Here is a 12,095-nt window from a genome sequence, read left to right on the forward strand (position 1 = left end):
AACGATCACGGCGTGTAAATCAATTCGGGTGCATTCAGGATTGCCCACAATGCGTCCTCCATGCGAAGACGCCATTCTTCCTGGAGGGCATTCGTCGGGGGATCACCGCGACGTGCGGCAACTTCTTTTTCTTGCGCTAAACTATTGGCTGGTCCATCGACGTGGTTTGACCAGCTTACGTATCGGACGCGTTCCCGTTTACCAGGAGCAGGACGAACTCTTTTGGACTTTGGAATCACCCGCGTGTCATAGCCTTCGGACAGGAAAGAGACATAGCGTTCCCGCTCAGTTGCCGATGGTTTGCGTGTCAGTATTCGAAGAAACATGCGATCGACGAGTTGTTCGACGGTTTGATCTTCCAGGGCTAATCGGGTCATGCCATGCCGGTCACTGAGTCGCGTCAACCAGATGCTCATGACACCGTTTCCGAAGATGGCTGGTTGAAGAGTGTTGGAGTCGGTGTCGCGTTGGCTCTGCGGATCTTGGCGGGCTCCACGCCATCCAAAAGCTTTCAGTACACTCGCGACCGCTGTCACGCGTGGCAACCCCAAGCTAGGGCGGTCGCGTTCGTTTGAAGTGGACGCCAGCATCCAAGACCGACGGGGTTTGCCGAGTGTCAACGCGTTCTTGATATCTCTCACGCTATCGATGTCCAAACTGACTTCTTCCAAATCGAACGGTGTGCCCGTCGCGTGAAAGACAGAGTCGACAATTTGCTCCGCCATCAATCGGCGTGGCGCCGGTGAAATATATAGAGGACTTGTTTCTACTAGCAGTGGATCTGTCGCTCGTTGGTAAGCATGGGAGTTAAGAATCAGCCGACTGATCGCCTTCATGTCATATCCTGACTCAACAAATCGACGAGCCAACCACCGCAACAACTCTGGATGCGAAGGGCCGCCTTTTTCCCAGTCCGCAACGTTTTCCACCAATCCTCGCCCCATCAAACGCTGCCAAATCCGATTTACCATGACTTGCGCAAAGCGTTCGTTTTGCGGGGCTGTGATTAAAGTGGCCAGGCGGTCGCGGGGGTTCTGCGGGTGCTCGGCCAGAAGATCAGCAACCGATTCGTCACAATAGCGTTCGAACGGCCAAGCCGGTTTGACGACGGCTCCGGGTTCCAGCGTGACCTCAATCAACGGTTTGCGGCCGGCTTGATGCAAGCGTCCGGCTGGTACACTGCTGGACTTTGGAAGTTTGATCGTGTCCTGTTTCAGCAAACCCGCTAATTGCAATAAATCTTTCTGCAGTGAGACGTGTGCTGGTGCGTCATGACAACGGGCGCATTTCATTTCCACGCCCAGAAATGCGGAACTGACGATGATTCCCTTAGCAGCCATCGGAAGATCATTCTGCGAAGCCGTACCAAAACCCGCCGGTCCGCCAAAGCGTTCGCTGCCTTCCATCCGAATGAGTTCCGTGACAAACAAGTCCGCAGGTTTGTTATCGATCAGCGACTCGTACAGCCACCAACGGAATGGACCCGTGTTGTTGAGTGTCGGGTTGATCATATTGGGATTCTCGGCGAGAACGTCTAGCCAGTAACCCATCCAATGATCGGCCCACCGCTCATCCGCTAATAGTCGATCGATAACTTTCACCCGTCGCGTTTGCGGGTCGTCCGCGAGGAACGATTCGATCTCGTGCTCGGTCGGGGTGACACCGACAGTGTCGAGCGTAACTCGGCGGAGAAACACCAAGTCATTTGCGAGGGGCGTCAGTTCAAAATTCTTGACATCGAACTGTGGCCAAATGGCACCGTCGTTGATCCAGCGTTTCAGCAATGCGATCTCATCTTTGGTGAGTGGTTCGCCTTTCGGAGGCATCACGAGGCTTTCGTCGGTCGACGTCACACGTTCGATCAATGCGCTCGCGTCTGAATTGCCGGGAACGATGGCCGGGCCTTCGGAATCACCACCTTGCAATGTCGCTGCATGATTATCAAGTTGCAAGTTGCCCTGAGCCTTGCCGCCTTGATGACAGTCGTAGCAACGGCTTTCGAGTAACGATCGGATGTCTCTGAAGTAATCGACTTCGGACTGCCGACTTTGTTCGGCATCACGAGCAACAGCAGCAATCCGAGCCGCGATGAAGTGATCGATTTCATTATGTGCCGGGTAGCCGTTTGGGAGCGCGGGGACTTCAACGGCCTTGGTACTTGTCAGCCAGTCAACGGCAGCCTTCCGGCGTTTGTTCCAATAGTCACTGTGCGCTTCGCGACACTTGGCTCTCGCAGTCGCGTTGATCTGATCCAGTCGCAATTGGCGTTCGGCAGCGTAGGATTCCCATCCGGCGTCATTGTACGCGACATGTCGTTCGCCGGGGGCAAGTAGCGACCATGAGTCGCTGCCTTCGAGCGAGATCGCCGCAACCGTCTCGCCAAGTTCCGGTCGTTGTCTGAAATTGCCTCTCACGTTCCCCAGAATGGTTTCTAAGATTACAAAGTGCTCACCGCCGGATGTTTCGAACTCGCACCAGGCATCACGGTTGCCGGGCGGTGCGAATCGGAAATCAGGACCGAGATCAAGGTAGTCGTCCTGCACCGCGAGCGGAGTATGCCCGCCGGAGTCCAACGATCGTCTTCCGTTTTGCAAGAGTTCTTTACCATCAATGAACAGCCGCGACATCCCGCGGCCTCGCAACAACAGTCGATGTTTGCCCGTGGGCAATTCGACAATTGCGGATGCACGCAAGTGTGACGGATTTTCGCGATCACCTCTCACGCCAGTGGAAACGTACTTGTGAGGAACCGCAAAAAATCCGAAAGCGTCTTCCAGATAGGTTTCTGTGACCTCGGGTTCTTCAGGCCAGCTTTGGGACCCGGCTACACCCTTTTCGCTGATCTGGACAAGAACTCGCCCCGCTGGAATCATGTCACGAGTTACTGCGGGTGGCGGCGGAACGTACTGGTATCGTCTCGCGATTTCCTCGGGATCAAAGCCGGAGCGGTATATCGCGAGATTGTCGAGCACGCCGCTAAACGATGAAGCTTCGGCCCGTGTGTATCCACTGCCGACGATCAGGTCATCCGCATCCTGCACCGGGGGAAGGTCCGTCTTGCCGTCGAGATCCCATTTGCCGGTGACCGGCTTACCGTCAATCCAAGCTCGTAGGCTGTCAGCTTCGCCGAAGGTGAATTGTAACGCCACATGATGCCAACCAGTCGCCGGCACCGCAGAGTCACTCCACCACCGATGCCAAGCATACTTGCCCGTCTCGGGATGCCGAGTGGTAAACAACAAGCCAACCTGAGAACCCGCGCCCGTTTCTTGGAATCGGACTGCATAGTTTTGATTCGTTTCCGGGAATGCTTCGCCGTGTTTCGGGTGTCGTCCTTTACCGAGCACATAGGACACATTGCCCCGACTTCCAGACTTTAGTTTCACCCAAGTTTCAAACGCGAACGTGTCGCCGAGGCCAAAACGAATATTCGTGAAACCACCCCGCTCGTGGTCCTTGATTTCGATAACGCCTTCGTGTCCACGGAACGTCATGGCGTGGTTATCCGTGGGGAATCCGGGATATCGCGGAGGGCGTGGCCCCTCAGTCGACGTCCCGTATTTGCCTAGCCATGCTCCCGGAGACGAGGCCCTATCAAAACGCCATTCCAAGATCGGGTCGGCGGCAACGCTCCATCCGCTCCACGCGAGAATGATGGTCGTCGTCAGTATCGTCAATGCTTTCATAGTCAACTCGTTGGCGAACGCTGCTACTGGCGTTTTCGGCGGTATCAAGGCGGTCGTTAGGTGGGAATGTGGCCAGGATCCGCCATTGTTACCCGGAACGATGCAAACGTGCAACAAAGCAAGACGAAAAGCATCGCATTGACGACATTCGCAGACGATTCCGTTCCTACGCCAACGACCGTAGAAACGGAATCAACTCGACCTGAGACCGCTCGGCAGCGTCTCATGGATTCGCGATCGCCTAAGCCTTGCCGCTTTACGCGGAAGCTTGTTACGAGAACACTGCGTAATTGTCCGCAGCGATTTCGTGGAATCACTCGGCCAACTCGTTCAAAGGGTTCTCGTTTCGCGTCAACAGCAAATACAAAGCAGGAATGATCATCAACGAAAATACCGTGGAGGCTATGAGGCCAAAGATGATTGCTGCACAAAGTGGTTCCCACATCGGGTCCGAAAGCCCTAGCGGAATCAGACCGATGACAGTTGTCAAACTCGTGCTGAGAACGGGGCGTAATCGATCCGCTCCACCCCGTGCTGCAGCCTCTTTGATTGTTGCTCCGCGACGACGGTGATCGTTCATCGTTTCCACCATGACGATGGCATCGTTGACCACGATACCGATCAGCGAAATGATTCCAATCATTCCCAGAAACGAAAACGGCATACCGGTTAAGAAAAAACCACTAAACGTGCCGATGAGTCCTAATGGAATCGTCGCCACAATAATAAATGGTTGTGTGAACGAGCCGAAAAGCAGGACTAGTAACGCAAAGACGAGAAACAATGCGACAATCATCGCGCTTCCTGCAGAGCCGAACGCCTCAGCAGACTCTTCGGCCTCGCCGCTAATCCGATAACTATAACCGTTCGGCCAGGCCGATTGAAGTTGGTCAAGTTTCGGCGTCCAGTCGGCTAGTATTTCAGCAGGTAATCGATTGTCGTCGGTCTTAGAGGAAACGGTGATCGAACGCTGTCCGTCTTGTCGTGTGATCGAAATTGGCGAAGTCCCGGTCACAGGCTGCACCACGGCTAGCACCGGGACAGATTGACCGTTCGGCTGAAAGGCACGGACCGTGACTAGTTCGTTCATTCGAGTCGGTCCACCGAGTCTCCCATCACGACTAGGCCATGCGGTACCCAAGCGGATCTCCAAGTCTTCCTCGACGCCGCCGATCGCGAACTTGCCAATCTCTTGATCGCCCATGGCAAAACGGATCTGAGAGGCGAGTTCTTCTGTCGTAATATTGTAAAAGTCGAGTGCTTCCCGTTTCGGAACCAACTTAATGTCGACTTGCACATTCCCTAAATTGTCCCGAACATCCACCGCACCTGGCACCGATCGCAAGGCGGCCTGTGCCTGCTTGGAAAGTTCTCGTAGCGTGTTCATGTCGTCGCCGATGATTTCGATTTGCACCGGGTCAGAAGCCTCGGGGCGACCGGTTTCCGCCATCAATTGCATACTAGCACCTGGGAAGTGGTTGTCGACGGCTGTCTGTAGTTCCGCCCGCAACTCGTCCACATACTCATACGCGATTTTCTCACGCTCTTCCCGAACCACAAACTGGCAAGAAAAGCCAAGCAAGTAGTCTGCTTCAGACGGTGCTAATGCTTCACCTAGTGACCCTTGGACAAGCGGACTTTTCTGTCCGACTAATTTCACGACACTTTCGAGATATGGCTTCTGGCGTAGAATCTCACCGACTAGGTCCGCGCACTCTTGCGAAGTTGCGAGCGTCGTACCAGCGGGGAGTTCAATCGTTACACCTAAGTTTTGCCCGTCACGTTGCGAGTACAACGTCTGCGGTAACGTTCCGAAGCCAATCGCCGAAACAACGAATAACCCCAGCGACGCACTGACCCATAGTAATGCCACGAAGCGATTGCGGAGAGTATTTCGTAAACTCCAGCTGGCTAGGTGACTAGACGACCATAGCGTCAACCGATCGACTAGTGTTTTACGTTCGTTCCCCCGAGATTTCATGTTCCCGAGCAAGAACCGTGAGAGGGGCACATCAACGGCAACGGCCACAATGAAGCTAAGAACTAAACAACTAATTGTCGTCACCGGCAGAATGCGAATGAATTTGCCCGATGTGCCACTAACCGCGATCAATGGAGCAAGTGCAAGAATGGTCGTCATCTGTCCCGCGAATGCCGGGACTGCAAACCGCCGAATCGTCCACATCGCCGAGCGTCCCCAAGAGAGATGCTCGACAAAGATGCCTTCGTGCAGACCTTCCATCATTAGGATAAACACATCAACTAGCAGACCAAGTGCTAGTACCATACCGATCAATACCATCTCGTTGAGCGTGTAACCCATAAGCCAGATGAGTGTCATCGCACCTAAGAAGCTAAGCGGAATCGACAGCCCGGCAATCAAAGCTTCACGCCAAGACAACATGAACAATAGCACGATGAACACACCGAGCATTGCTTGCCAGCCGTTATTGAACACCCGCAATAGAGATTCCCAAATCCGGCCGGATTGATCGCTAGTCACTCGGTATTCCAAACCATATGGCCAATCTTCGCTGCCACGAATTGCTTCCAACTCGGCTTTTGCATTTTCGATCGTCTGTAAGGTATCGGAAGCAGGGACTTTCGTCAGAGAGATTTCGATTGACTGCTTAAACGGCTCACCTTTCCAACTGAGAAACGCACGTGAGGTTTCGCGTTCCAAATCTCGCCGAACATCGGCAATTTCTTTTAATCGCACGACGCGACCGTTTAAGCCGTCGAGTCGTGTAATCGGTAGTTCTTGCAGATCTTCGACGTCACGAAAGCGACCATAGAGTCGAGCAGTCGCGCCGAGCTCATCGCTGTCAATCTCCCCCCACGGCATATCTTGGTTCGCTTTTTGAATGCGATCGCGAACCGTCGTCGGTGCGATTCCCAACGATGCCAACCGCTCGGGGCGAAGCTGAATCCGTACCACTTCGTTCCGCAGACCACCAATCTTGACCTCGTTCACGCCTTGGACTCGTTCCAAACGGTCTTCAAGATCCTCCGCTGTCCGACTGAGGATCGCCGGCCCGACATCGCCGTAAAGTGCGATACTAATGATCGGGCGGTCGTCCACAGATACCTGATTGACCTTGGGTTTCTCGGCTTCGCGTGGAAGTTCGGCTTCAGCGTCGCTGATCTTCGCACGGAGCAGTTGCATCGACTCCGCCAAATCCGCCTCGGCGACAAACTCGACGGCGATCATCGAGTACGAGTCAAATGAGGCACTTGTGACCTTCTTGACGCCCTTCAGTGATGAAAGCTCGTTCTCGATCTTCTCAGTAACTTCTTGTTCAATTGTCTGTGGGTCAGCGCCAGGCCAGAAGGTGGCGATCGTGGCTTGAGGAATGGCCAAGTCTGGGAGCGATTCCTTGATCAGCGCGTTGTACGCCATCAAACCGCTAGCGACAATTAGTACGACTAGTAGCAAGCCGAAAACCGGTTTGAGCACGAAGAACTGCATGAGTCCGCCAGCTTCGCTGACTTCGGGAATGTGCTCTTGAGTCGAAACATCATTCATCGATTGTTGCTCCGTGTTTGAGCCATTCGATGCGTGCGATCTATAACCGGCGGGGCTGGCACGTCGATGCGGAGTGCTTGATCAAATTGATGACGAGCCGCTTGACGTAACGCTTCGTCTTTGGGGTTGAGAATTCGGACTGGTGCACCATCGACAAGTCGATACCGCCCATCCGTTACGAGTAGCTCTCCCGCGGCCACCCCAGACACGATTTCTCGATGAGTCAAACCTTGAATTCCTAGCACGACATCGCGTCGCTCGACGACACCTTCATCCGCTGATTCGCTTTGTTGATAGACGAATACATAAGGGCGGTTTTCTTCGTATAGCAATGCGTCGAATGGAGCCAACACAGCGTCGGTCTTGCTCTGACTCGCAATCCAGCAAGTCACGAACATCCCGTCTCGGAGATGTTCAGCTCCGATAGTCGTTCGCACTTTGACTTGCACGCTTCGACCGCCCGGATTGACAGCCGGATTCACGGAGTAAACTTCACCGCGGGCTTGCCAATTGGGGGTAGAACCCGGAGAAGCATCGACGACTCCTTCGACCGCACTGATCGTAGCTGCTTCTGAAGTACCGCCAGGAAGCAATAGCACCTGCTGACCGACTGTAATGCGGTCTGCTTGGAACGAGGGTACATCCATCGTCACTTCATATTCGGATGGATCGATCACAACCATTGGGATCGTCTGCAAAGCTTCCGATTCACTCGTGGTTTTAACATTACTCTGCGTAAAGTAACGTCCTTCTTCGATGTTCAAATAGGCAACAATGCCGTCGATCGGAGATACAATTTCTGCTTCTTCCAGTGCGATATTGGCCTGTCGAAGTTTAGCCTCTGTGACTTCGATTTGACTTTTGATTGCTTCAGCTTGCGCCTGCGCTGCAGCAAGAGCGGATTGTGCATTGTCCAACTTCGCTTTCGCTTCTTCGACATCGGCTTCAGTCGCTGCGTTTCCGCGTTGGAGTTGAACCATTCGATTGTATTGAGTGCGGGCTAGTTCTAGCTGTGTTCCGGCCTGTGCTGCGTCTGCGAGCGATGCCTGTGCGTTCGTTTTCGCTTCTTGAATTCCAGCGAGAGCCGCATCGACATCGGCGACATATTTTCGTTTATCCAGCTGAGCCAACACCTCGCCTTTCTTGACCGCATCACCAGCTTTTTCAGGACCGACGAACGTAACACGACCGGTCATTTCAAAAGTCAAGTACTCACGCTGCACGCTCCTCGCTGTGCCCTCTGCAAATACCCAAGCTTGAATCGTATCTTGCAAAGCTCGCGTTACGCGTACTGGCTGAGGTGTATATCGCGGCTCTAACTCTGCCTCTGCAATCTGTTTCGACTCTTGCAGTCGATCCACCGCAGCGATCGCCACAAAGTAACCCGCAACACACAAAGGAATTAGCCAGACAAATGGCCGAAGATAGCGAAGCCAGGACATCGTTTGTTTTGGAGAAGACGATTCGTGCTGCGGAGTTTGTTCCGGATTTTGAGAAGCTTCTTGATTCATGCATCACCTCCTAGGTTTGCACAGATCGTCTCTAGAGATTTCATCAATTGTGAGACCTGTCGCTCACTGAGACCCTGTGTGATCTGTTCACGAATTTGCACTCCCACTTCGAGAATGGTTTGCCACACTGGGTCGACTTTGTCTGTCGTTCGTAACAGTTTGACACGACGATCGTTCGGCGACGGGAAACGCTCCACCCAACCGTCTCGTTCCATACGGTCGACGATCCGAACGACTGTTGACGGTTCGACCTGAATCCGGTCGGCTAGTTCTGTCTGTGACATCTCCCCATGACAGGCCAAGGTACCGAGTACCTGAACTTGCCGAAACGTGATGCCATGGGGTTGCAACTCGTCGTTCGCTACCCGTTCCAAGAGATTTGCCGCCGACAGCAACCAATAGCCGACGCCCTTTTCAAAATGACGATGCGTCATTACATGTACCTCCAATGAGTGTTCGGCATATTATTGCATGTGCAACTATTTGGCAAGGCGACTTCATGGTTCCGTAGTGACTAATTTATCAGTACGAGGTCAAAGAGAGAGTGGTTTGAGCGTATGCTCAGCGGACAGAAACTCGCGGCTTCCCACCGAGATTTCGTGCTCGACGCTTGGATCAGGCGAGAAACTGGCTCTAGAACTCCATCTCGATAACCAAGCCCGACTGATATCGCTCGGCAGCAAAAAGCGGGTTTTCCGAGTCGAACAGATCGTAGTTGAAGATGAGTGCCGTCGAAATGTTGTCAGTCAGGTAGTACCGAAGCTCGGCTCCTGCTTGCCACACGTTTTCGTTGCGTGATGGCTCAAATTCATAGGCGTAAAAGTCGCGATAACCCCAACCCCCTCGAACTGTAAGTTCCAGTTTCTCGATGAGCGGGACGACACCTTCTGTAAAGAGGTTTACACCTCGGTAGCGATAGTCACTGCCGTCGGTGTCGGCGGCCGAAAGATCAATGCCACCACGTACTAACCGCAAATACCGATATGGCAGAAAGATATCGTGAGCGATACCGAAGCTTTGTGTCAGACCGTCTTGCGATGTGACCGAAGGCAGAATCCCATCGTTCAGAAAGTCGGTATTATCAATCGCGTAGTAGACGAACGAGCCGTGCGTGTCATCCCAGAACGCAGACATACTTGCGAGAAGCGTGTGTCGATTACCGAGCGTCGTCCTGTCGAATTCGTCGTGCGTGAACTCGTATGCAATGCGGGGCACAAAGACAGATTCATCTCGAAAAATAAAGTACTCTGCAAACCAACCAGGACGGTAACTCTGCAAATTGAACTGACTAAAGTTTCCTTCGTTCAGAGTAAATTGGCCTCGCAATGTCGGACCGGTTCGCCACTGACCTTCGTCGATCATGCCGTATTGCAGGTCGGGAGACACATAGATTTGAGCACTACCGCGGTCACCAGGAGCAATTTGACGATTGATCGGTGCCAACGCCACATTGCTATTATAGAGAAGACCTGTTTCTAGACGAAAATCGAGCCGGTCTTTCATGAGTTGCCGCATTGGAGGATCGGCGTCGTCGAGCTGGTTGAGTACGTCTCGCGAGTCGAATGTTCGAACTTCATAGCCGGCTTGAACGACAGCTGTATTTTGAACATCGATCTCAGTCTGTGCTTGGGTGGCATACTCGCTTTCTGGCGCGATTTCGATCACCTTTTGATAACACTCGACAGCGATCTCTGTCCGCCCACTTTTCGCTAATGTTCCGGCCAAATCAAACCAAGCCGCCGCACTTTGTGGCGTTAGTGTAACGGCCTGCACGAGTGCTTGTTCAGACTCTTCATAAGCTTCCTGTTGTTGCAGGGCACGTCCTAGCAGTCGCCATGAGTTAGCGTCCTGGGGATTCTGCTGAACCCGGTTGCGAAGCATTGCGAGGATTTCTTGAGACTTCGCGGGCGATGAGTTTGACTGTGCCCAGGCAGCGTCGAGGAACCCGTATCCCGCGAAAGCGAAGATGAGCAATGTGGAACGAAAGATTCGATTCATGAACAACCGATGCGACTGAAACTGAGGAGTACGATTCGCGTCGACGGTAACGAAATCTCGAATTCCGTTTCCGCCTGGCCCAACGCGTCCTTGTTGTGAGAACGGTGGCTGCCGAGATTCGGAGACGGATTGATGTTCGTTCCGAAACTCAAAGACAGGACCAAGCTGAAGGGCGGGACTATCGCGAAAGTTTGGGATTGACGCAAGCCACAAAAATCGTTTATTCAGCGTGTCCTCTCTCACGATTAGTCAAAATCGTATCCACGAACTGCGGGCTTACTCGGAGGTTTCCATGAGAAAACTACCCGTTATTGCTTTGGCTGCGCTATTTGCCAGTCAATCCGTCTCCACCTTATTTGCCCAGGCTGCCAGCCGCGGTGGCAACGTTACTGGACGAGGCCAAGTAAACGCGTCTGCTGTACAGCGTGCGCTCGATAGTCGAGCGGCTTTGATCAATCGCGTGTCCGGTGCAGCACGAACTTCAGTTGGAAATAGCGCAGCGGCTAGTTCCCAGACGTCGCTGAATGCGAGCAGTCGTGTCAATGTCTCGACAGGCACGAACTCCCGTGGAATTGGTGTTTCTAGCGGTGTGAATGCCAATGCGAATGCATCGACCAATGCAAGCCTTGGAACCGGCGTGTTGATGCCATTGTCGGGCCAAGCAACCGGGCGATTGTCCCAAGAACTGCTCAACCGGCGTGAGCAATTGATGCAGACGCGTGGGCAGGTTCAGGCGGACACTCGCATTCGAACGCTGCTGCGTGCCGATGTTGCCTCGCAACAAAACGGTGGCGCTGAGATTCGTTTGAATCGTCAGTTCACGATACCCGAGCGAACACCGGCGACGGCCCCGGCTCTGGGCGCTCGGACCCGTGCGGAATTGATGGCTGCAGGACAGGCCGCCGTCACAACGACCCCCGGCGAACGTGTGTTAGCCGCACGGTTGGCGGAAATTGACCGGATGCGTGACTCCGCTTTGGCACGCGGAGACCTCGAAACGTTGGCACGTGCCGATCAGTTGGAAGCCACCGCACGAGCACAGTTCGAAAGCCGCACACAGCAAAACGCGTTCGGCGGCGTTGGATCGGTCATGCGAACTCGGGCTCAGGCGATGCAAGACACTCGTGTTCAATCTGCAGGATTCTTCTCTGATGCGAACGAAGCATCGACGGAATTCCAAGGCCGAACTCGTCAAACGATCGACGCCGCTTCCAACGTTCGCGGTCCTCAACCAAATATTCGTGGGAATGCCCGTGTGAATACGCGGACATCGACGACAGCAAATGCTGCCGGGACAGCCCAGTCGATTTCCAGCCAGTCGAAAACCACCACGAACACTTCGACCAACGTTAACGCGGTCGAATAGTGATCGAA

Annotated in this window: 6 protein-coding genes; 1 reads left to right on the top strand and 5 read right to left on the bottom strand. The window is 53.6% G+C overall.

What is annotated here, in order from left to right; all coding sequences use genetic code 11:
* Positions 1-5 precede the first annotated feature (5 nt).
* From AC5DDB_RS05355 to AC5DDB_RS05375, 5 genes are all read right to left on the bottom strand, one after another.
* Entirely contained in the window at positions 6-3,686 is a 3,681-nt protein-coding gene (locus AC5DDB_RS05355; RefSeq protein ID WP_491738656.1) for a DUF1553 domain-containing protein, read from the bottom strand.
* A gap of 313 nt (positions 3,687-3,999) precedes the next feature.
* On the bottom strand, positions 4,000-7,212 hold the full coding sequence (locus tag AC5DDB_RS05360) for an efflux RND transporter permease subunit (RefSeq protein WP_491738657.1): 3,213 nt from the start codon (positions 7,210-7,212) through the stop codon (positions 4,000-4,002).
* Entirely contained in the window at positions 7,209-8,723 is a 1,515-nt protein-coding gene (locus tag AC5DDB_RS05365; protein WP_491738658.1) for an efflux RND transporter periplasmic adaptor subunit, read from the bottom strand. The genes AC5DDB_RS05360 and AC5DDB_RS05365 overlap by 4 nt, the downstream gene beginning before the upstream one ends.
* Positions 8,720-9,157, bottom strand: coding sequence for a MarR family winged helix-turn-helix transcriptional regulator (locus AC5DDB_RS05370; protein ID WP_491738659.1), 438 nt, complete (start codon positions 9,155-9,157; stop codon positions 8,720-8,722). The genes AC5DDB_RS05365 and AC5DDB_RS05370 overlap by 4 nt, the downstream gene beginning before the upstream one ends.
* Positions 9,158-9,356: 199 nt before the next feature.
* The gene (locus AC5DDB_RS05375) at positions 9,357-10,721 is read right to left on the bottom strand and encodes a tetratricopeptide repeat protein (protein WP_491738660.1); all 1,365 of its coding nucleotides are present in this window, start codon (positions 10,719-10,721) and stop codon (positions 9,357-9,359) included.
* Positions 10,722-11,013: 292 nt separating this feature from the next.
* On the opposite strand from AC5DDB_RS05375, the gene AC5DDB_RS05380 reads away from it, so the two are divergent.
* Complete coding sequence (locus AC5DDB_RS05380; protein WP_491738661.1) at positions 11,014-12,087, top strand: hypothetical protein; 1,074 nt, start codon at positions 11,014-11,016, stop codon at positions 12,085-12,087.
* The last annotated feature ends 8 nt before the right edge of the window (positions 12,088-12,095 follow it).

Source organism: Thalassoroseus sp., from assembly GCF_984380535.1.

Coding starts and splice junctions, on each gene's coding strand:
- AC5DDB_RS05375 (WP_491738660.1), bottom strand. CDS start 10,721: ATGAATCGAATCTTTCGTTCCACATTGCTCATCTTCGCTTTCGCGGGA.
- AC5DDB_RS05355 (WP_491738656.1), bottom strand. CDS start 3,686: ATGAAAGCATTGACGATACTGACGACGACCATCATTCTCGCGTGGAGC.
- AC5DDB_RS05370 (WP_491738659.1), bottom strand. CDS start 9,157: ATGACGCATCGTCATTTTGAAAAGGGCGTCGGCTATTGGTTGCTGTCG.
- AC5DDB_RS05380 (WP_491738661.1), top strand. CDS start 11,014: ATGAGAAAACTACCCGTTATTGCTTTGGCTGCGCTATTTGCCAGTCAA.
- AC5DDB_RS05365 (WP_491738658.1), bottom strand. CDS start 8,723: ATGAATCAAGAAGCTTCTCAAAATCCGGAACAAACTCCGCAGCACGAA.
- AC5DDB_RS05360 (WP_491738657.1), bottom strand. CDS start 7,212: ATGAATGATGTTTCGACTCAAGAGCACATTCCCGAAGTCAGCGAAGCT.